This window comes from Pseudarthrobacter sp. H2, assembly GCF_050157045.1.
Classification (GTDB): Bacteria; Actinomycetota; Actinomycetes; order Actinomycetales; family Micrococcaceae; genus Arthrobacter.
The window spans coordinates 4409267-4429138 of record NZ_CP189594.1 but is presented as its reverse complement, the minus strand read 5'-3'; the positions used below and the strand labels follow the sequence as shown (position 1 = coordinate 4429138).

Here is a 19872-nt window from a genome sequence, read left to right as displayed (position 1 = left end):
CATCGGTGACCGGGTCAGCTTTCACCTCCCGCATATCCGGGATTTTGGTTGGCTGACTGGCTCGCTGCATTCACAAGCCCTCGGCGTGGCCGAAATTGACGAGGGCCAACGGTTCGCTGTGAACCTGGCTCGTAGCGGCATCAGATTGGAAGTTCCGGCCGGCATTTCGTTGCTGGAGACCATCGAAAAAGCAGGAAAGGCGTCCCCAGCCTGTGCCTTGAAGGCATCTGCGGGTGGCTGCTCCCTGTCAATACTTCGAGCGGCACCTCTGCATCGAGATTTCAACCTGACCGACCAGCAAAAGGCCGCGAACACCATCATGATGTGCTGCGTTTCACGCAGCAGAGACCAAAGAATTGGAGTTGGACCTTTGAGCATCACCATCACCGACAAAGAACCTGACACCGCGCCAGCCGTAGTCATTGAGGACCGCGGGCCCAAGGTCAACTGGCGGGTCTTCATCATCGCGTCAGCCATCATCATGGCCTTCTCTGTCTGGGCGATGCTGGCGCCCACCAACGCGGACGCCACCATGAAAACGGTGGTGGCCTGGATCGCGCAGAACCTCGGCTGGTTCTACGTCCTCACCGTCACTGTAGTAATCGGTTTTGTCCTGTGGGTGGCGCTATCCAAGGTGGGCTCGGTCCGGCTGGGCCCGGACCACTCCCGTCCCCAGTACAAGCTCTTCACGTGGGTGGCCTACCTGTTCGCCTCCGGTGTGGGCATCGACATGCTCTTCTACTCCGTGACCGAACCCATCACCCAGTACATGACGCCCCCGGAGGGCAGCGGCCAGACGGCCGCCGCGGCCCAGGACGCCGTGGTCTGGACCATGTTCCACTACGGCGTGGCCGGCTGGGCCATGTATGCGCTCCTCGGCATGGCCATGGGGTATTTCGCCTACCGCTGGGGCATGCCGCTGTCCATCCGGTCGGCCCTGTATCCGCTGCTCGGCAAGCGTGTCCGCGGCGGCATCGGCGACGCGATCGACATCGTCACCCTGGTCGGCACGGTCTTCGGTGTGGCCACGGCCATGGGGATCGGCGTGGTGCTGCTGGACGTCGGGTTCGCCATCATGTTCGGCCTGGAGCAGGGCCTGGCCCTGCAGATCGCGCTGGTGATTGTCGCCGTCATACTCACCATCGCGGCGTGCACCTCCGGCGTCGACAAAGCGATCCGCTGGATCGCGGAGCTGAACATCTGGAGCGCCGCGGCCCTGCTGCTGTACATCCTGGCGACCGGCCAGACCTCGTTCCTGCTCAACTCCTTGGTGGAGAACATCGGCCGCTTTGTCGTCACCATGCCGGGCCGCACGCTGCAGACCTTCGCGTACCAGGAGGGCGGTTCGGAGTGGATGGGCGGCTGGACGCTGTTCTTCTGGGCCTTCTGGCTGGCCTGGGGCCCGTTCGTGGGCCTGTTCCTGGCCCGCATCTCGCGCGGCCGCACCCTTCGCGAGTTCGTCATCGCCGCGATCACCGCCCCGGTGCTGTGCGACTTCCTGATCGTGAGCATTTTCGGCAACAGCGCCATGCACGAGGTCCTGGGCGGCAACATGGAGTTCGCCCACCTGGCCGTGGACAGCCCGGAACAGGGCTGGTATGCGCTGCTCGGAATGTTCCCCGGAGCCTCTTTCCTGATCGGGCTGGGCACACTGTCCGGGATGCTGTTCTATCTCACCAGCGCCAACTCCGGCGCCATGATGATGTCCAACTTCTCCTCCCACATCAAGGATGCGTCGCAGGACGGGGCCAAGTGGCTGCGCATCTTCTGGGCCGTACTCACCGCGGTGCTCACCATCGCGATGCTGGTCGCCGGCGGCGTGACCACCATGGAGCACGCCACACTGATCTTCGGCCTGCCGGTGACGATCATCGCATGGCTGGTAATGGCCTCCTTCACCAAAGCGCTGCGGATGGAACGGGCGGATCTAGAGGGCCGGGTACTGCGTCGACGCTCGACGGCGGCGCACGGCGGCCACGTACCGGAGCGCACCTGGGGCCAGCGACTGGCACGGATACGTTCCTACCCGTCCAAGGACGAGGCGGCGCGGTTCATCGAATTCACGGCGCAGCCGGCACTGGCCGATGCCCTCGAGGAGTTCACCAAACAGGGCCATGACGCAACCATGGACACCATCCCGAACGAAAACACGGGTGTCCCAAGCCATGTGCTCGTGGTCACCATCCCGGACCACCGCGATTTCCACTATCAGCTCCAGGCTGTAGAAGCTTCGGTGCCAAAATTCGGCCGAGGCATGCACCGTGAATCCGACGTCTACTACCGTGTGGAGGTTTTCGCGCAGACCGGCTCCGAGGGCTATGACCTGATGGGCGTGACCCCGCAGCAGATCATGGAAGACGTCCTCGTCCGTTACGAGGCCCACCTGGGCTTCCTGGCCTACTCGAACGAGTACGACCACCCTTCGCTCATCACCCCGTCGGCACCACCGGCGACCGGATCTCTCGCATAGGCGGAGCCTGCGGATGTAACACCCGTGGAGATGGCGGCAGGACGGTCTTCCGCGCTACGGAGTGACACGAGAAATCAAGACGAACAGGGTGGGTGACCTCGTCGCCCACCCTGTTCGTCTTTTGCGTATTCATGTTCACCCCGTTTCATGGCTGCCAGCCCAAGGCCTGAGAGCGCGGAAAGCACGTTCCCCGACACGGAACAAGTTGGTCATCGCCGCTCCGGGCAGGTTTGTCCGCATGGGCGCGACGAACCGGAAGTAGTCCTCGCACAGATCTGTCCCACCAGGCGCGGCCGAGAGGACGGGTTTTGGCAGAAGACATCATGACTTCAATCGAGATCTGGACGCCGCGTGCTCCTCGGCCAGCGTTGTTGCCGACGGACGGACATATCTGGAGTGGCCCATGAGATGGCGCAGCACCAGCAGTTCGGTCCCGGGCAGGCGAGTTCCTGCCATGGGTAAAGTGCAGGCGCGCGGACGCCCGTGCGGGGTATCTGGCCTCAGCCGATGGGTGCGGAAGATCAACCGCAACCGGCCTTCGGTCAGGGCATGGCCGATGGTCGGTCCGTTCAACACCTCAAAGCATTCACCGGCAGTGCCGCCGGCCGGACGCTCGGCGCCAGGTAGGACGCCGGTTCCGTGAACAATGACGCGTCGACCGGCACGACCCGTTCCTTTCCGCCCTTGCTCGTAACCCTGACCCGCCGCAGACCAAAATCAACTTGGTCAGTGCCAGCAGGTCGTACCTCTGACGCGCGCAGTCCGCCCAGCTGCATCAACAGCGCCATCGAACGATCACTGGCGGTCAGCAGATCGGCCATGAATCGGTCACTTGGGCAGGATCCAGAGCAGAGGGAGGCCTCTTCGCTGCACGCACTAGCCCGGATTTTTCATCGGATGGCGGTCGGGGCGCCGGGCCTGGTTTTTGCCGTCCCGGCGGCCTGAATCGGATTTCGGGCGTGGCTGAAGGCCCGGGGGCGCCGGGCGGTGCGCGGGTTTCCACTGATCCCGTTGGTGTTCTTCTTTCCTGCTCGTTGGTTGACGGGGGCTGCGGTGTCAGGCCCGCAGCAGGAGTGCGGGGCGGTTCGCGGCTGCGGCGATCCGGCTGATGGCTTCGAGCAGGGCGGCGATGAGGGGTTGCTCCGGCGCGGCGGCGGGCAGCAGCAGGTGGTTCCGGCGGGCGCGGGTGATGATTTTCCCGGCGGTGGCGAAGAGCCGGTAGCGCCAGCGTTTGATGTCCCAGCCCCGTGCCTTGTGGCCGTCGGGCAGGGCGGTGAGCTGGAGCCAGGAGACCAGGTTCGCGGCCAGGACCGCGAGGTTGGCCCAGGCCTGGTTGGCGGCGAAATCGAAGAACGGGAGCTTTCCGAGCCCGGTGTTCTTTAGGGTTTTGATGCGGTTCTCGGCCCGGCCGCGGGCCCGGTGCCGGGCATCCAGAAAAGGTCCGTGCCAGCGCGGGGCATTCGTCAGGAACGCTGTCACACGGTGACCGTCGATGTCGAGCAGGGTCGGTGTCGCGCCGGGGTGCAGCGGTTCGGCGCGCAGGAAGATCTTCGTCCCGGGCGGGTAGTCCTGGAGCGGGATCACCTGGGTGGCGTTGATGACCCAGGCGTTGTCGCGTTCGACCCCGTCCTGGTCCAGGGCCGGCTGCCAGTATTTCTTGTCGTTGATCCAGTCGATCATGTGGGCCTTGCCGACCGGAACCGGGTACGAGGCGGAGAACTGCACGCCGCGCGAATGCAGGTACCAGAGGAACTTCCGGGACGCGCCGGCGCTGTCGGTGCGGACCAGGATCTTCTCCCCGTCCAGTTCCTCGTCCTCACCGTAGAGGGCGTCGGGCAGGACGGCGATGGCGGCCTCGAAGATGCGGATGTGGTCCCCGGCGTTGTTCGCCGTGGCCCCGCCGTGACGCAACAGTACCGCGAGTTCCTCCCCGGTGCCGCTGCCGGCACCATAATCAATGCTGGCGGTGAACGGGGCGAATCCAAAACCGCCCTTGTAGTTTCCGGTGGCCTGTTCCTTGTCCGAGTGCGAGGTCACCAAGGTGGCGTCGAGGTCGATGAGCAGCGGGTCCGCGGCCGTCGCCTTCACCGCGGGGCTGCGGTCCCCTGCGGCTTCCCAGGCCCGGGTCCGCAGTTCCTTGGCCAGGGTCGAAAAGCCGTAATCGAAGACGTCCGGGTTCTTCACGGTGCGTTCGAAGAACCGCGAGACTGTCGCGTTCGAGGGCACCTGGCCGAACACGCCGGGCTGGGAGCGCAGGATGTCCAGGTCGGAGGCATGCTCGCCGCCGGCGGCGAGCATCACCGCCAGCGACCCGAGCAGCCTCCCGGGCCGGTGCGAGGCCGTCACGGGGACGAACTGGCCCAGCCGGTCCTCGCACAGATCCCGGAACCCGAGGGCGTCGATGAATGACGTCAGGATCCGTCCTCCGGCATGGGAGACCAGCGACTGGCCGGTGAAAGTGACCGGGACGGACGGGAAAACCTTGGTAGGCTGGTGCATCGAAAAGGTGCTCCTTCAAGACACGGAAATAACGGCGTAGACACCCCTATTTTCCCTTGTCAGAGCACCTTTTCGTCTCTTAAACACACCCCTCAGCCCAACATTGATGAAAACCCCGGGCTAGGCTCAATGCCGTTCACTTAGAGTAGTTGTGTTAATCTTTCGGCATGGCGCGTAGCGGATGGGTGACTCCCGAGGGTCCTGAGCGGTTGAGTGACCACGTCTCGCTCGGTGTTTTGACGCGGGTTTTCCCGCCGGATGTCGTTGATGCGGTGATTGGGCGGACCGGGGCCCGTGAGCAGCGGAACCGGTTGCTGCCGTCGCGGTTGATGGTCTATTACGTGATGGCGCTGGCCTTGTTTTCGGCCGGTTCGTATGAGGAAGTGATGCGGTCCCTGCTGGCCGGCATGGAATGGATCACGGGCCGGTTCCGGGACTGGCAGATGCCGACGAAGGCCGCGATCTTCAAGGCCCGGACCCGCCTCGGTTCCGCCGTGATGGCCGAACTGTTCGCCGAGACCGCGAAGCCTCTGGCACTCCCGGGCGGTCCGGGATTCCACGGCTCCTGGCGGCTGGTGTCCGTGGACGGGACCTGCCTGGATCTGGCGGACACGGAGGCCAACGAGCGCGCGTATGGCAGGCCGGGCACGGCCACGGATCTGAAAAGCGCCTACCCGCAGGCGCGGGTGCTCGGCCTGGTCGAATGCGCCACGCACGCGGTGATCGGGGCCGTGGTCTCCGGCTTTTCCACGTCCGAGCACGACCTCTATCCGGGCCTGCTCCACCGGCTGGAGGCGGACATGCTGGCCATGGCCGACCGCGGGTTCTTCTCCTACACGGCCTGGAAGGACAGCTCCGGAACCGGTGCGCAACTGCTGTGGCGGGTCAAGGCCAACGCCGTGCTGCCCGTGCTCGAGGACCTGGCCGACGGCTCCTACCTCTCCGCCGTCTACGCGAACCCGAAGACACGGCGGAACAACACGGACCCCATCCGGGTGCGCGCGATCGAATACACCGTCAGCACCGGCGACACGAGCAGCGAATTCCGGCTGATCACCACGATCCTTGACCCGCACGCCGCCTCCGCGGAGGACCTTGCCGAAGCCTACGCCAAACGCTGGGAAATCGAGTCCTGCTTCGATGAACTCAAAACCCACCAGCGCGGCCCCGGGACCGTGCTGCGCTCCAAAACCCCCGACGGGGTCCTGCAGGAAATCTACGGATACCTCTGCGTGCACTACGCCATCCGGTCCCTCATCGGCGACGTCGCCCACCACTTCGAGGAAGACCCCCTGAGGTTCTCTTTCACCCGCACCCTCCGGGCAGTACGGCGTTCCCTCGCCGCGCGCCCGGCTATTTCCCCCTGAGCGTCTGGCGGAGGCCTTCACGGTCTTCTGCCGCGAAATCCTGCATGAACTGCTGCCCCCGCGCCGGCCAAGAACCAACCCCCGCGTCATCAAAAGGAAAATGTCGAACTGGCCACTCAAGCGAATACCAAAAAAGCCTAAGTAAACAGTATTGGGGCTAGGCTTCACGTTCGGAGTGAATCGCACCGGGATTGATGGAGACATCGATTACCCGGAAGGATGATTCCCATGCCAGCACAACGGAAGTACCCGGTCGAGTTGCGTGAGCGCGCAACGCGGATGGCCATTGATGCACGGAAGGACCCTGAGACCAGGACCGGCGCGTACCGCCGGAACGGTGAGCAGCTCGGGGTGAATCGCGAGGCGCTGCGGACCTGGGTGAGCCGGGCCGAGATCGACGAGGGCCTGCGCCCGGGGACGACGACGGCGGACGCGGACCGGATCACCGAGCTCGAGCGTGAGGTCCGTGAGCTGCGCTAAGGCGAACACGATCCTGAAGCAGGCCTCGGCTTGTCTATCGCGGCGGAGCTCGACCGCCCGTCGAGGTGATGTGCGCCTTCGTGGACAAGCACCGCGATGAACACGGGTCGAGCCGATCTGCAAGGCGCTGCAGTTCGCCCCGAGCACGTACTACGCCCGCCGGTCCCGGCCGGAGTCCGCCCGAGCGGTCAGCGACCGGGAGCTGGGGGAAAAGATCGAGAGCATCCACGCCGGGAACTACGGCGTCTACGGGGTCCGGAAGGTTCACAAGGAGCTGCACCGGCAGGAGATCCCGGCGGCGCGCTGCACCGTGGAACGGCTCGTGCGGGTCGAGGGCCTGCGCGGGATATCGCGGGCCAAGGGGCCGCGCACGACGAGGCCGGCGGCGGAGACCGGCAGGCCCTCGGATCTGGTCGAGCGCCGGTTCCAGGCTGCGGCACCGAACCGGCTGTGGGTCGCCGACATCACGTACGTCCGCACGTTCGCCGGCTGGGTCCACGCGGCGTTCGTTCTGGATGTCTTCTCGCGCCGCATCGTAGGCTGGCAAGTGGCAACCAGCCTCTACACCGAGCTGGCCCTGGACGCTTTGGAAATGGGCATCTGGGCCCGGACCCGGGACGGCACCGACCTCACGGGCCTGGCCCACCACAGCGACCGGGGGGTCCAGTATCGGGCCATCCGCTATGCCGAGCGCCTCGCCGCCGAGGAGGCTGTGGCTTCGGTGGGCTCAAAGGGCGATAGTTACGACAATGCCATGGCGGAGGCTCTAAACTCGCCGTTCAAAGCCGAACTGGTCCGGAACAAGGGTCCATGGCGTGACATCAACCACCTCGAGGTCGCCGTCGCCGAATGGGTCGATTGGTACAACCATCGAAGGCTCCACGGCGAGTTAGGCCACGTCCCGCCAGCCGAATACGAGCAGCTCCACGCCGGCCACCCGGGACCGGAACTGCTCTCAATTTCCAACTAAAAACGCCTCCACAAAACCCTGGGCTTGACAGACGATCTACCGCACCGCTTACCCGTCGAAAACAGGGTGGCGTGTCTCCGCCCAATCATCCAAATTGATCACCTTCCATAATGGTCGCCCGGGCTCAGACTTCGAGATATCGAAAGGAATGCGATTCCGCACCTTCGGGGTTGGGTCCGTAGATAGTGACCATCCGCGCGTAGACGGGTGCCCAGTATCTGCCCTTTCGTCCCGAATTTACGCGGGCTGAATCGCCCGGCTTGAGGATGACGGTCTCTCCTCCACTCTCGATGTGGAGTTCGCCTTCAAGCACGTAGTTCGTCTCGGTGTGCGGGTGAAAGTCCTCCCAGGCGCAGGCCTCCAATTCCCACTCAGAGAGGATGAAGTCGTCCCAAGGGCCTTCAGGATGGGAATTAATGAACCTGCAGCGGAGGCCCTGCCACCGGTCCTTCATGGGGGTCAAGGCCTGCGCTGGCCAGAAATCGATCGCTTCCCCCGTCGTCCGTGGCGGGGGCTGAGGGGTGGATGTGGCCATTGTGTTTTCACCGTTTCTTCAGTGGGGAGGCTGCACTACGACATGCTTTGCTGGACCTAGGTGACATCGCATCATCGTGATGCAGGTCACTGCAGTGTGTTTACTTTTTCACGGACGAATGTTCAAGTCAATCGTTCTGAACAGAGATCTTGAACATTTTTTAGACACTCAAGCAATAGTCTTAAGGAAGTGTCCCTGCCGGGCCAAACGGGAGACTGGAGAGTGAGCCATGCGGGTATCCGCTGAAGAACGAAAAGAACAACTTATTGCTGCGACGGTTGAACTTATGCGCCGTGAGGGTGTTCAGTCGGTGACCATCAGAGCCATCGCCAAGGAGGCTAATGCTCCCCTGGCTACGGCTCACTATTGCTTTAGTAACAAAGAAGAGCTCATGGACGCCGCCGCCGGGGCATGGTTTAAGAACCTGAGCCGCTTTTCCCGTGACGTCCCGGTCCATCTGGGACTCCGTAAGGCCGTGGAACAGGTGGCCGAAGGCTACTGGCGCGCACTGGAGGAAGAGCCCGCTAGCATCCTCTCTGAGATAGAACTCATTCTGTGGGCAACACGCAATGCCGCCGTCAGCCCGCTAGCCGCGAAAATTTATCCCGCCTATGAAGTGGAACTGGGAAATATCTTCGCCGCCGCCGCCCAAAGCAACGGCGACCACTGCCTCATAGACTTCCCCACGCTGGTGAGGATCTTTCTCATGATCTACGACGGAGCGGCCATCCAATATATGACCGACCCGAAGGCCACCGATCACCGCGCCCAGTTCTTCATGATGATTGACGCGCTTCTCCTCAAAGCCGGCGTCTGAACTACGCACCCAACGCTTACGGGACTGGTTGACTTCTTGCGCGCATTTTGAACCCGCATCAGGCTCCTGACTAGGGACGGCGCCGCTCCATAGGCAGAAAGGGCCGCAACGCCGGGGGAAACAGCCGCTGCCCACGGGCCGAGGTCCTTAGCTTCAAACTCCATACCTACCAGCTTTCGCGACTCGCCCGCGCGATTTCCCGGCTTGTATCTCCTAAGTACCCCCTGTTGAGGTGGGTGGTCGTCGTTTACGGTGGCCTTGGGAGGGGCCGGGGTGGTTCCGGTTTTCGGCTGGGCGTCATGGCCCGTGAAAGAGATCGACGCCCCCGGCCTGTCTTCCAAGCAGACCCGATTGAGGGAATTGGTGGGCCGGAGGAGAACGGTGCGCAGCACCGGTTTCGTCTCCGGACTTGGCACCGGATGACTTACAAGCGCGGGAGCCGTATACGACGCTTCCTCAGCAGTTGCGGGCGTGCGAGGGAGGTCGCCGCCGGCGCTCAAAGTAACGCATGACGGTTCTCCCAAGAATGGGATACCCGGCCTGGTGACTCGGCTGGTGGACCGGCAACGACGGGTTGTCCCATCGCACGTATTCGTTGCGAAAAGGGAGAACCATCATGCAGGATCAGGATAAGCCCGCAGGGCTCGTGCGGGCAGTGGCAGGTATCGACGCGGCCATCACGGCCCGGCACCATATCGCCGTCCGGGAGTTTTTCGACGACGGAACAGAGCATCTGAGCCGTTTCACGATTGACCCGACACTCGCCGGGCTGGAGAGACTCTCCCAGCGGCTGGCCGCAATTCAGGCGCCGCTGACAGCGGTCGTGGAACCGACCTCGATGACCTGGCTCGCGCTGGCCCTCGCCGTCGAACGCGCCGGCGGACAGATGGAGATGATCGGCGCCCGGCACTCCGCACGGCTGCGCGAGGCCATCATGGGAAAGAACAAATCCGACGTCATCGACTCCGAAGTGCTCACCCACGCCGGGGAGATCTTCGACCCACCACCGCTGGTCCTGGCATCTCCGGGACAGTTGGCGCTGCGCCGGGCCGTGGTCCGCCGGGCCGGTGCCGTCATCGACGGCAACCGGTACTGGCGGCGGCTGCTGTCCCTGGCCCGTTGGGCCTTTCCGGACCTGTGGACCGCGTTCGCGGGATCCGAGTCAACCGCACTGGCTGTGCTGGGACGCTGGCCCACCTCCGATCTCTGGCATCCGCGCGCGCGGCAACCCTGACCGGGGTGGTCGCCGAGCACACCCGCGATGTCTCCGACACACCCGCCCGTGCCGCCGTGATCAAGACCGCGGCCCGGGGATGGGCAGACTTCTGGGAAGGGCACCTGGACCTTGGGCGCGCTGTCCGTCGACGTCACCGAACACCTGACCGACCTGCAGGAATCCCAACTGGTCCGTGTATCCGCGCCTACTTCGGCGACGGATCCGGGTTCGACAGCGCCAAGAAGGCCGCGAACTACGTCGGGATTACGCCCTCGAACTGGTCCACCGGGACGATGAATCAGCCCCGCCGGGCCATCAGTAAGGAGGGGCCGGCACCGCTGCGCCTGGCTTTCTACCAGGCCGGCAGCGTCGCCCGGACCACGGACCCACAGCTGGCCGCGTTCTACCACCGCCTCATGACCGAACACCGCCACTGCCACACCCAGGCCACGATCGCCGTCGCCAGGAAAGTGGCCGAAAGGACCTGGAAAACCCTGACCACCGAGCGGATGTATGAACTGCGTGACCTCGAGGGGAATTCTGTCACCAAACGGGCCGCGAAAGAGCTCATCGCCTCCCGCCATACCGTCACTGACAAACAGCGCACCCAGTCCCGGTCCCACACCGTCGAAGCGAAACGGGCATGCCTGACACGACAAATACCAGACCAACCATCCAGACCGGATACGGGCCCGGCACAAGCTCCCGCTCTCGACCACCCTCCACCAGCCAGGGCGACAGCGCCGGCGATGCCCTGGCCCGGGATGTCCGGCACGCATCAACACCCCGCCACCGGCAAAACAGCGGTGACGGTGCACTCAACCATGCCTGCCGTCCAGAGCCAAAAAAGGCTTGACAAGCGTTAGGGAATCTCTTCGCGGTTCGTGGGGAAATGAATCCCCTGGAATGAGCATCATGCCGCCGTCCGGACGGCACTTTTCAAGAGAATAACCGATTTGTAGTTGTCTGGGTTGCGGTAGCCACGGGCAGTGCGTTTGATGTTCTTAATGGCGGTGTTGTTCGCCTCGACTTTGCCTGTCGTAACTTCGGTGATGATGAGTACCTCGATCTCTTTCCACCACCGGCAAACTGTGCGGTAGAGCCTGTTTGTTTCCGGCCGTGCGGCCGCCTTGACCAGTTTCTCGAGTTCGGCTTTCGCAGTTTCGGCGTCCTCCAGGGAGCCGGTGCGCAGCAGGGCCCTGAGCTGTTCCTTGACCTTCCAGACGGCTTGGAGCGTGCCGGTCGGATCGTCGGCTGCGAACACTTCTTCCAGCCGGTGTGCTGCCTTCTGGGTGAGTGTGTCGCCGCCGCGCAGCAGCAGCATCCGGTGGGCCCAGGCCTTGTCGACGGCGCTGCCGTGGCGGCCCTTGACCTGCTGGGAGAGGTTCTGCCGGGTCTCGGTCATGGCCTGGTTGGCCAGCGAGATCAGGTGGAAGTGATCGACCGCGACTGCGGTGCGGGGAAGCCACATCCGCAACGCTTTTCGGAACGCCGCCGAGGGGTCGATCGCGACGACCTGCACGGCCAGCCGCCACTGCAGGGGCCGGGCGAAGTGCCAGATCCCGACGCCTTTGTGGTCCCGGCCGTCAACGACGCCCAGGACCTGTCCGGTGTTCAGATCCACAATCGTTGTCATCCAGGGCTCGAATCGTGTCCAGGCCTTCGTGGCCGGGTTTTGGAAGTAGCGCACGGACCGGAACCGGTGTTCATCGATGCCCAGCATCCGGGGGGCTGAGTTTGTCCACGTCGGGCAGCCGCAGCAGGCACGCTTCGTTCAGCGCCGCCCGGACCATCCACCAGGACACGGCGAAGCCCGCAGCTGTTTCCGATACGGCCCTGCCGGAGCGGATGACGGCGTCCACGAGCTGGTCCCGGAGCCGGCTGGTGGAGCGGGCGCGGCGCGGGACCTGCGGCGTGGATTCGAAGAACGACAGCCGGTCGCAGGCGGGTTCTTCGCAGTACCAGCGGTACTTGGACCAGAGCACATCCACCGGCCCGCAAAAGCCGCCGCCCCTGTATGCATCCGGAGGACGGCTATGTCAGCGCACCAAGGCAAGGTTCCTAACGAGCGGTTGTGAAACTGACCTCTGGTGCGGCAGCCGGGGTCACCTCGGGGTGGACTGCCCACGCGGCGCATGCGGCACGCCAGTTGTCGAGGTCGTCCTCACTTCCGCTGATGGTCACCGTCGAGTCGGTCGCAGAGGCAACTGCCCCACCGCAGGAGTACGAGATGCCGTCGAACGTTACCGCCGGGTATTGCTCATACAACTCCTCGAGGGAGCCGATCAAGTAATCCGGGCGCTCGTCCACCCGTGCTGCCAAGGCTGTGTGAACCGAGTCCACGCCTGTGAGGACGAGCGCCGTGGCCATACCCGCGCGGTTTCCACCGAGGATGTCGGTGTCGAGCCGGTCCCCCACCACGATCGGGCGGTCGATATCGGAGTGGCGGGCGGCGGTCTCGAAGAGGGCGGCCCCGGGCTTTCCCGCGACCGATGGCGACTTCGCGGTAGCAGCGGCAACCGCCGCCACGAGCGTACCGTTCCCCGGCGCGATCCCGCGCTCCTGCGGAAGAGACATATCGGTGTTCGTGGCCACCCAGACCGCACCCGCGGCCACGGCGTAGGCAGCCTCCGCGAGGTCCTTCCATCCCAGCCCCGGAGAGAACCCTTGGATGACGGCATCCGGTCGGTCATCGGCGGTGCGGACGACGACGAGCCCCTGTGCCCTGACCGCATCCGCGAGGGTCTCGCTCCCGACGACGAGGACTGCCGACCCCGCAGCAACCTGTCCGGCCAGCAGTTCCGCGCCGGCCAGGGCCGAACCGAACACCTGTTCCGCACCGGCTGGAGCCCCCAGCTCCCGGAGATGGGCCGCCACCTGCTCGGACGAGCGGGACGCGTTGTTCGTCACGTAAGCGAGGCTCTTACCTTCCCCCGCGAGCTTCGCCAGGGCCTTTGTTGCCCCGCGGATTGCCCGCGGCCCGGTGTAAACGACGCCATCCAGGTCCGCGAGTACGCCGTCATATCTGTCGATCAACCGCTCAGTCATCGACGACGTCATCCAGAGTCGTTTTCGCCGTGGTTATGAGCACCGCGTTTATGACCAGGCTACGGGTCATGTTGTGGGCGAAAGTGTTTTCGTTCATGCCGACATACTGACGAACATTATCGCGGTACAGCCGGACGATCACCGGAATCATGGCCTCGGCGAGAGCCTCCCGGTCCATCCACGTATCAAGACAAGAATCTAAAGTCTGTAGCACGGGCTTCCTTTCCAAAGGGTCTCCTCCTTTAGAGGTGGGCCTTACATCCAATCGTCCTGTCATCTGCGGATAGTGGCAACGCTAATTCGGGATGGCTTAAACTATCCATTTTGGTAGTCCGCCGCTGCGTGGGTCGTCCCGTACGCTGGCTGAATGAGCGAGCTCGCTGGCCCAGCGCCCCATGCAAAGGTGAGCGGCCCGGGCTACCGTGGCCGCTCCTTCGTTCCATAGCCCGGGTCGCGCACGCGCCGCTTTCTTGATAAACGGAGCTGCTGTGGGAGGCATTCCTGCCCTTCGCCGGGACACGCTCTGGTGTGCTTTACGGAGGGTCCGCTCAGCCGCTGCAAACCCGAGTCACTTTTGACCAGAACAAGGAATCAGCATGAACATCACACTGAACGGCGAACCCCGCGCCGTAAAGGCAAAAGCCTCCGTGACATCGCTCGTCAGCCAGATCACAGGGCGGGAACCTGCCTCCAACGGACAGACCGCCGACGGCCAGCGGCTGGGTGTGACATTAGCGCGCAACTCCGAAGTCGTGCCCCGGAGTCAGTGGTATGGTATGGCGCTTGCTGAGGGCGATGACATCGAGCTCCTTACGGCATTCAGGGAGGATGAGGATGATGACTGAAACAACTGCACTTCCAGCCGGGCATGGAACAGACACCGACCGCCTGCTCATCGACGGCATGGAATTGAGCTCCCGGCTAATCATGGGCACAGGCGGAGCGCCCAGCCTGGACGGGCTCGGTGCCGCGCTCCTGGCCTCCGGCACGGAGCTGACCACGGTAGCCATGCGCCGGTACTCGCCCACCGAAACGAGTTCCCTTTTCCAGCTACTCGTGGACAATAACATCAGGGTCCTGCCGAACACCGCCGGCTGCTTCACCTCAAGGGATGCGGTTATGACGGCGGAGCTGGCCCGCGAGGCGCTGGAAACGGACTGGGTCAAACTCGAAGTCATTGCAGATGAGCACACGCTCCTGCCCGACGCCGTGGAACTCGTTGATGCAACCGAGCAGCTCGTCAACCGTGGTTTCAAAGTCTTCGCGTACACGAACGACGACCCCGTCCTGGCGTTGCGTTTGGAGAACCTGGGAGCCACAGCCGTCATGCCGCTCGGCTCCCCGATTGGGACGGGCCTGGGAATTCTCAACCCGCACAACATTGAACTGATCGTGTCGCGCGCCTCTGTGCCTGTGGTGCTGGATGCGGGCATGGGTACCGCCTCTGACGCTGCCCTTGCGATGGAACTGGGCTGTGACGCCGTGCTGCTGGCCACGGCCGTGACCCGCGCGCAGAACCCTGCGCTCATGGGCGCAGCCTTCAAACACGCTGTCGTCGCCGGCAGACTGGCGAAGGCGGCCGGGCGGATCCCGCGCCGCGAGCATGCATTGGCGTCTTCTGCAATGGAAGGCCGAGCCGAGTTCCTCTAGGACCACAGTTCTGGCTGCGGGGGAGCGGCGATGCGCAGCCCGGCACCGTCCCGCACTTCCTGCAACCAAAGCCCTCGGCCATCCCACATTTGAAAAACCTTCGCGTGGGCGAACGCGTCACCACACGCATGGTTGTGGTGTTCATCGATCTGACTAATCTCACTGGTCGCAGTTTTTGGAACGATGAGATGGTAGCCGCCGACCTCGTCCATGCCCTGCTAGCGGATTCATCGAGACTTTCACCGCGTTCGGAAGACTCCGGTAGGACTCCGCGGGGACGGTCTCTTCACTGGATTCGGCCCCGGGGCCACTCCGGTAGACAGCATCATGGCGTTGAGCGTTCGACCAAAGCCGTAGCCGTCCCATCCGCAAGTGTGACTGATGGACGGGGCTTTCTGCACATACCGCTGACAGGCAGAGGTGGTCGGTTGGTCAAAGACGTCAGATCTAGTAACGCGCGCCCCGCCTGTTGCCAGGCAGACAAGTGAAAAAGGAGGGCTGCTCAACAGGCTCGAGTGGAACGACAAGCCATTGGCCTCCGTAGAACTCCACGTAGGAGTCCGAAGGACAACCGGCGAAGGCTTGTTCTCGCGTCATGCTGATCATTTCCTTTCAAACCAGGTAGTGGAGGTGGTCTTGATCTCCGAGGTGATACTCTAATTATTAGACCTTTAATGTTACATGTCAATAGACATTGAAGGTTAAAGGTCAGATAATGAAGTTGGCGGAGCGAAGCGCGCCTGAGGCAAGGAGCAAGGGTCCATGACCACGTGGAGAGAGCAGCTCGCATTCGCCCCCTTGGCCACCTTCGACCGGGGGGAGGAGGTCGGGAGGCGGCTCAGGCATGCCATCGAGCTCGGAGTGCTTGAAGACGGGACTCAGTTGCCCAGCGAAAGCGAGCTTGCAGCCAAGATGGGTGTGTCGACTCTAACCCTTCGCGCGGCGTTGGCCGAGCTGCGGGGGCGCGGCTTGCTCGAGACGCGGCGGGGTAAGGGCGGCGGAAGCTTCGTCAAGGCCAATACCGGCGACATCATCAAAGCGGAGCGCGAATCGCTCATGGCCTACTCTCTTGAGGACCTGCGAGACATCCGTGACTACTGGGCCTTCCTGGCGGGCTCGGCAGCTGCTACCGCTGCGGAGCGGAGTGAGCGGCTTTCCCTTGGGCGCCTCGCATCCATGGCGGTGAAGATCGAGTCGTCTGCGGATCCTGCGAATGCCACTCGCGCCGACAGCAGGTTTCACATCGAGCTTGCTGCAAGCTCGGGCTCTGTGAGGCTCACACGCGAGGAGATGGCGATGCAAGCCGAGGTCGGGCCGCTGATCTGGGCCGTCCATGCCGGACACGGCAGCGCCGCAGCAGAGCATGCCGCAATCGTGGAGGCGATTCGGTCCGGAGACGGGATTCGTGCCCGGACTCTGGCCGAGGAGCATGTGCGTTCGGATATGAACCGGGTGCTCGACCTGCGCATGAGCGTCGATGCATCACGCGAAGAATCTCCTCCTGACCCCGGCAGGGAGGAACGTGAAGTAGCGTCGATCGAATCCTTCACCGGGCTGCTGGCAGATACGGCCTCATCTTCGATCCGTTCAATTGAACACGCGGTTCGCGTTCAGCTCGGCTCACGGCGTCAGGGGGACAGCTCTGACCTGGACGCTATCTACGACGCTTCGCGACGGACTCTCGAGGGGGCTACTCCACTTTTGTACGGAGCGGGCTTCCTGCCTGACTCCTCTTTCGGCCCTTCAGGCGCCGCGTGGTGCCACGCCCCGACAGGACCTCAGTCACTTCAGCGGCTCGTGATCGACTGGGACTTATATCAGGGCGGTACCGCGACTTGGCGGCCCGACGACTACGGCGACGGCGCCGTCCACATCAGCCATGCATATCTGGACGCCAATGGAAGCAACGAAAACATCGTCACCTTCAGCAAGGCCGCTTTCGTGGGGGAGCAAATGGTCGGGATCGTGGCTGCAGACGTACTTGTCCGAGGAATCCAGAGCCAGCTCGAATCGCACCTTCGGGCGCTACCTCCGAATACGTGCCTCGTCGACCAGAACGATGTGATCATCGCAACTAACACCGGCCGTTTCATGGGCGGGGTCTACTCACCCGCAAGATATGCCGGGAAGCAGATGGCCCTCCAAACCATGCCGTGGAAGCTCTTCGTAGGCACCCCTACCGCCGACCGTGCGCGTCGAACGACCGCTCCACACACATAGCTTAGATTGTGGACAACCGGCCGTTGAAGGGTTCGTCGTACAACCAGCTCCAGCAGAACGGGGCACGCTCTTGCCCGAACTAACCTCAATGATGGCCAGGATGCAACTTGCACGGATGTGGGGCAGTTATGACAGCCCAACTGGCCGAGTCCGAGGGCAACGAAGTGGACGTCTGGGTCAGGCGCAACTTTCTGGAACGCACGGGCACCGAGGGCCGGCTCTACCTCGACAATCCTTTTGGGCTCTTGGAGGAGGATTCGGTCCTGGAGGAGTATCACTTCGGGCAGGACACGATTTATCACAAGGTCAAGGGCGAAAACCACTTCGTACGGATGGGCGAACACTTCGTCGACAGCCTCCTCAACGGCACGCCGCTCCGCTACGATCTCACGGACGCGGCAAAAAATGCGCCGGTGCTGGAAGCTCTCGACGAGGCAGCGAGGAAACAAGAGGGGGAGAACCCGGTGGGTGGGCCGGTCGTACCAAGCCTGCGGACAACCACGCTGCTGGCTCCTGCTCTGTCTCGAGAATGCTGGCAACCACCTGAGCTGGTTTTACTCCAAAACGAGGCACCTCCGACAATGGCCACTAGACTGGAGCGTCGACGGCCAGACTGAGGCGGTCGATCCCATGCATGGCGTCGGCCGCCCTGACCAGAGTCAAGTGTGAGAATGCCTGGGGAAAGTTGCCAGCCATCCGCCTTTCGTTCGTTGCGTACTCTTCGCTAAGCAGACCGAGCTCGTTGGCAAACCCCACGAGTTTGTCCATAAGGATCTTTGCCTCGACCTGTCGACCTGTACGCGCATACTGTTCCACCAGCCAGAAAGAGCATGCGAGGAAGGGGTGTTCACCCGGTTGCAGGCCGTCAACGCCACTCTCCGTTCGATAGCGCAGCAAAAGGCCGTCGTCGGTAAGGAGTTCTTGTTCCAGCCGTGCGACTGTGCCGAGCATATGCTTGTCGTTGTAGGGGAGAAAACCGACCTGCGGCATGACTAGTAGCGCCGCGTCTGTTTGCCTTCTGCCATAGGTCTGCGTAAAGGAGCCAATCCTCCGGTCGAATCCCTCGCGCATGATCTCTTCACGCAACCGCTCACGGAGATGCTCCCACTTCTTAGCATCCCCAGCTAGTCCGTGGATCCGTACCGCCCGGATCCCGCTGTTGAAGGCTGCCCACATCATCACCCGGGAGTGGGTGAAGTACTGTGCGTCGCCGCGCATCTCCCAAAGGCCGAAATCCCTGTCATCGAAGTGTTTCTCGACGAATCCCAAGAGTGCCCGCTGAAGGGCCCAGGAGAAATGGTCTTCTTTGCCCCCGGCCATACGCAGTCTTTCCAATGCCACCATCACCTCGCCGACAACATCCGCCTGGAACTGCGAAACGGCCGCATTGCCAATGCGAACAGGCCTGGAGTTCGCATAACCTGGAAGGTGGTTGAGCTCTCGTTCAGGGAGTTCCCGCTCTCCTCCAACCCCGTACATGATCTGCATCTGCTCGGGATCGCCGGCCAGTGCCCGAAGGAGCCAGTTGCGCCACTGAAGTGCCTCCGTTTCATAGCCGTGGGTCAGCATTGACTCCAGTGTCAGGGCCGCATCGCGCAACCAGCAGTACCGGTAATCCCAGTTCCGCGGTCCACCGAAATCCTCCGGGAGGGACGTCGTGGGCGCTGCGACAATGCCGCCCGTTTCCAAATGCGTAAGGGCCCGCAGTACCAGCAGCGAACGCTTTACCGCACCCCCATACGCGCCGTCCTGCCGGCAGTGACTTCCCCAGCGGCTCCAGTAGTCAGTGGCTTCTTCGAGGGCGGCATCAACATCCACCGCTGCTGGCAAGGGGCGGTGCGAAGGGAACCACGTTAGTTCGAAATCAAGCTGCTCGCCCTTCGAAATGAGGAATTCTCCCTCGTGCCCGTGCGCGTGGGCATGCGGAAGATGAGGGCCTCTCAGCGCGAGAGCATCCGGACCGGCCATGGCCAACAGGACTGGCGCCGGCGTCTGCGCATTATCGCGTACACGACTCATCCACGGCAGGACCGTTGAATATCCAGGGCGGATCCGAAGCTCCTGGCGCATTTCAACGCTGCCTTCCAACCCGGTAACACGGCGGACAAGGGAGGAACCGTTATCCCCCAGCGGCATGAAATCGGTAACTAAGACGATTCCGCGACTGGTCTTCCAGATGGTTTGGAGCACGAAAGTCGAGTCAATATAGTGCCGATCGACAACGGCAGCGCCTGCTTCGCTGGGCGCCAACAGCCAGCGGCCGTGCTCATCGGTGCCTAAGATTCGGCTAAACACGGACGGCGAGTCGAAGCGCGGGAAACAGAGCCAGTCCACGCTGCCATCCCGGGATATGAGAGGCCCAGTCTGAAGATCCGATAGCAACGCATAGTCCTCTATGGGGGAAGCCATGCTCCACTCAATCACAACTTTTCAATCCAGGTTAGGCCCAATATATGCCCGACCTGATTCGCACGGAACCGACAAGCCGATAGATTCTTATCCGGGATCTGGTTGAACTTCATCCGCCGGCCACGCCGAAGGCCCCGGGTCCGTTGCGCTCAGTCGGTCTCAGGTCCGGTGCAGAAAAAGCGCTCCCCGGC

The 19872-nt window shown here is 63.1% G+C and carries 17 protein-coding genes, 1 pseudogene and 1 other annotated feature; of the genes and pseudogenes, 10 read left to right on the top strand and 8 right to left on the bottom strand.

All coding sequences use genetic code 11. The annotated features are described in order from the left end of the window. Window positions 1–370 precede the first annotated feature (370 nt). Window positions 371–2470, top strand: coding sequence for a choline BCCT transporter BetT (betT, locus tag ACQCSZ_RS20600; RefSeq protein ID WP_427005498.1), 2100 nt, complete (start codon window positions 371–373; stop codon window positions 2468–2470). Window positions 2471–3039: 569 nt separating this feature from the next. On the opposite strand, the gene ACQCSZ_RS20595 is transcribed toward betT, so the two are convergent. Further along, complete coding sequence (locus ACQCSZ_RS20595) at window positions 3040–3291, bottom strand: tyrosine-type recombinase/integrase (RefSeq protein ID WP_427005497.1); 252 nt, start codon at window positions 3289–3291, stop codon at window positions 3040–3042. 235 nt (window positions 3292–3526) lie between these two features. Then, window positions 3527–4969, bottom strand: a complete 1443-nt coding sequence (locus tag ACQCSZ_RS20590; protein WP_427005496.1) for an IS1380 family transposase — start codon at window positions 4967–4969, stop codon at window positions 3527–3529. A 167-nt stretch (window positions 4970–5136) separates the two neighbouring features. Here ACQCSZ_RS20590 and ACQCSZ_RS20585 point away from each other — a divergent pair, with 167 nt between their 5' ends. Continuing rightward, window positions 5137–6336 (top strand): IS4 family transposase, encoded by a 1200-nt coding sequence (locus ACQCSZ_RS20585; protein ID WP_427005495.1) that lies wholly within the window; start codon window positions 5137–5139, stop codon window positions 6334–6336. A 228-nt stretch (window positions 6337–6564) separates the two neighbouring features. Then, window positions 6565–7786: pseudogene (locus ACQCSZ_RS20580) on the top strand (IS3 family transposase). Then, window positions 6844–6958 (top strand) — a sequence feature (AL1L pseudoknot). Its footprint overlaps the pseudogene before it by 115 nt. 124 nt (window positions 7787–7910) lie before the next feature. Here ACQCSZ_RS20580 and ACQCSZ_RS20575 read toward each other — a convergent pair. Further along, entirely contained in the window at window positions 7911–8240 is a 330-nt protein-coding gene (locus ACQCSZ_RS20575; RefSeq protein WP_427008404.1) for a cupin domain-containing protein, read from the bottom strand. Window positions 8241–8550: 310 nt separating this feature from the next. On the opposite strand from ACQCSZ_RS20575, the gene ACQCSZ_RS20570 reads away from it, so the two are divergent. From ACQCSZ_RS20570 to ACQCSZ_RS20560, 3 genes are all read left to right on the top strand, one after another. Beyond that, window positions 8551–9138, top strand: a complete 588-nt coding sequence (locus ACQCSZ_RS20570) for a TetR/AcrR family transcriptional regulator (protein ID WP_427005494.1) — start codon at window positions 8551–8553, stop codon at window positions 9136–9138. Window positions 9139–9754: 616 nt separating this feature from the next. Next, complete coding sequence (locus ACQCSZ_RS20565) at window positions 9755–10372, top strand: IS110 family transposase (protein WP_427005493.1); 618 nt, start codon at window positions 9755–9757, stop codon at window positions 10370–10372. Window positions 10373–10377: 5 nt separating this feature from the next. Next, a complete protein-coding gene (locus ACQCSZ_RS20560; protein ID WP_427005492.1) occupies window positions 10378–11220 on the top strand; it encodes a transposase in 843 nt (280 codons plus the stop codon). A gap of 47 nt (window positions 11221–11267) precedes the next feature. Here ACQCSZ_RS20560 and ACQCSZ_RS20555 read toward each other — a convergent pair whose 3' ends face one another. The 3 genes from ACQCSZ_RS20555 to ACQCSZ_RS20545 all read right to left on the bottom strand — a co-directional run bounded on the left by ACQCSZ_RS20555 (window position 11268) and on the right by ACQCSZ_RS20545 (window position 13402). Continuing rightward, complete coding sequence (locus tag ACQCSZ_RS20555) at window positions 11268–12077, bottom strand: ISL3 family transposase (protein ID WP_427005491.1); 810 nt, start codon at window positions 12075–12077, stop codon at window positions 11268–11270. Further along, on the bottom strand, window positions 12061–12339 hold the full coding sequence (locus ACQCSZ_RS20550; RefSeq protein WP_427005490.1) for a helix-turn-helix domain-containing protein: 279 nt from the start codon (window positions 12337–12339) through the stop codon (window positions 12061–12063). Before ACQCSZ_RS20550 ends, ACQCSZ_RS20555 begins: the two co-directional genes overlap by 17 nt. A 76-nt stretch (window positions 12340–12415) precedes the next feature. Then, window positions 12416–13402, bottom strand: a complete 987-nt coding sequence (locus tag ACQCSZ_RS20545) for an HAD-IIA family hydrolase (protein WP_427005489.1) — start codon at window positions 13400–13402, stop codon at window positions 12416–12418. A 596-nt stretch (window positions 13403–13998) separates the two neighbouring features. Here ACQCSZ_RS20545 and thiS point away from each other — a divergent pair. Together thiS and ACQCSZ_RS20535 are read left to right on the top strand one after the other, a co-directional pair. After that, the gene (gene thiS / locus ACQCSZ_RS20540) at window positions 13999–14247 is read left to right on the top strand and encodes a sulfur carrier protein ThiS (RefSeq protein ID WP_427005488.1); all 249 of its coding nucleotides are present in this window, start codon (window positions 13999–14001) and stop codon (window positions 14245–14247) included. Next, window positions 14240–15052 carry a thiazole synthase gene (locus ACQCSZ_RS20535; protein WP_427005487.1) on the top strand — a complete coding sequence of 271 codons (813 nt, stop codon included), beginning with the start codon at window positions 14240–14242 and terminating at the stop codon, window positions 15050–15052. Before thiS ends, ACQCSZ_RS20535 begins: the two co-directional genes overlap by 8 nt. On the opposite strand, the gene ACQCSZ_RS20530 is transcribed toward ACQCSZ_RS20535, so the two are convergent. Beyond that, window positions 15049–15264 carry a hypothetical protein gene (locus tag ACQCSZ_RS20530; protein ID WP_427005486.1) on the bottom strand — a complete coding sequence of 72 codons (216 nt, stop codon included), beginning with the start codon at window positions 15262–15264 and terminating at the stop codon, window positions 15049–15051. The two genes, ACQCSZ_RS20535 and ACQCSZ_RS20530, sit on opposite strands and share 4 nt — an antisense overlap. A gap of 550 nt (window positions 15265–15814) precedes the next feature. Here ACQCSZ_RS20530 and ACQCSZ_RS20525 point away from each other — a divergent pair. After that, window positions 15815–17272, top strand: a complete 1458-nt coding sequence (locus ACQCSZ_RS20525; RefSeq protein WP_427005485.1) for a GntR family transcriptional regulator — start codon at window positions 15815–15817, stop codon at window positions 17270–17272. 128 nt (window positions 17273–17400) lie between these two features. After that, entirely contained in the window at window positions 17401–17889 is a 489-nt protein-coding gene (locus tag ACQCSZ_RS20520) for a hypothetical protein (protein WP_427005484.1), read from the top strand. Here ACQCSZ_RS20520 and ACQCSZ_RS20515 read toward each other — a convergent pair. Further along, the gene (locus ACQCSZ_RS20515) at window positions 17861–19681 is read right to left on the bottom strand and encodes a glycoside hydrolase family 15 protein (RefSeq protein ID WP_427005483.1); all 1821 of its coding nucleotides are present in this window, start codon (window positions 19679–19681) and stop codon (window positions 17861–17863) included. The two genes, ACQCSZ_RS20520 and ACQCSZ_RS20515, sit on opposite strands and share 29 nt — an antisense overlap. Between the last annotated feature and the right edge of the window lie 191 nt (window positions 19682–19872).

Excerpts from the sequence above, each read along its gene's own strand:
- ACQCSZ_RS20585 (WP_427005495.1), top strand. The coding sequence starts at position 5,137 with ATGGCGCGTAGCGGATGGGTGACTCCCGAGGGTCCTGAGCGGTTGAGT.
- ACQCSZ_RS20590 (WP_427005496.1), bottom strand. The coding sequence starts at position 4,969 with ATGCACCAGCCTACCAAGGTTTTCCCGTCCGTCCCGGTCACTTTCACC.
- ACQCSZ_RS20520 (WP_427005484.1), top strand. The coding sequence starts at position 17,401 with ATGACAGCCCAACTGGCCGAGTCCGAGGGCAACGAAGTGGACGTCTGG.
- ACQCSZ_RS20525 (WP_427005485.1), top strand. The coding sequence starts at position 15,815 with ATGACCACGTGGAGAGAGCAGCTCGCATTCGCCCCCTTGGCCACCTTC.
- ACQCSZ_RS20595 (WP_427005497.1), bottom strand. The coding sequence starts at position 3,291 with ATGGCCGATCTGCTGACCGCCAGTGATCGTTCGATGGCGCTGTTGATG.
- ACQCSZ_RS20545 (WP_427005489.1), bottom strand. The coding sequence starts at position 13,402 with ATGACTGAGCGGTTGATCGACAGATATGACGGCGTACTCGCGGACCTG.
- ACQCSZ_RS20535 (WP_427005487.1), top strand. The coding sequence starts at position 14,240 with ATGACTGAAACAACTGCACTTCCAGCCGGGCATGGAACAGACACCGAC.
- ACQCSZ_RS20515 (WP_427005483.1), bottom strand. The coding sequence starts at position 19,681 with ATGGCTTCCCCCATAGAGGACTATGCGTTGCTATCGGATCTTCAGACT.
- ACQCSZ_RS20575 (WP_427008404.1), bottom strand. The coding sequence starts at position 8,240 with ATGAAGGACCGGTGGCAGGGCCTCCGCTGCAGGTTCATTAATTCCCAT.
- ACQCSZ_RS20530 (WP_427005486.1), bottom strand. The coding sequence starts at position 15,264 with ATGGACGAGGTCGGCGGCTACCATCTCATCGTTCCAAAAACTGCGACC.
- ACQCSZ_RS20565 (WP_427005493.1), top strand. The coding sequence starts at position 9,755 with ATGCAGGATCAGGATAAGCCCGCAGGGCTCGTGCGGGCAGTGGCAGGT.
- ACQCSZ_RS20570 (WP_427005494.1), top strand. The coding sequence starts at position 8,551 with ATGCGGGTATCCGCTGAAGAACGAAAAGAACAACTTATTGCTGCGACG.
- thiS (WP_427005488.1), top strand. The coding sequence starts at position 13,999 with ATGAACATCACACTGAACGGCGAACCCCGCGCCGTAAAGGCAAAAGCC.
- ACQCSZ_RS20555 (WP_427005491.1), bottom strand. The coding sequence starts at position 12,077 with ATGCTGGGCATCGATGAACACCGGTTCCGGTCCGTGCGCTACTTCCAA.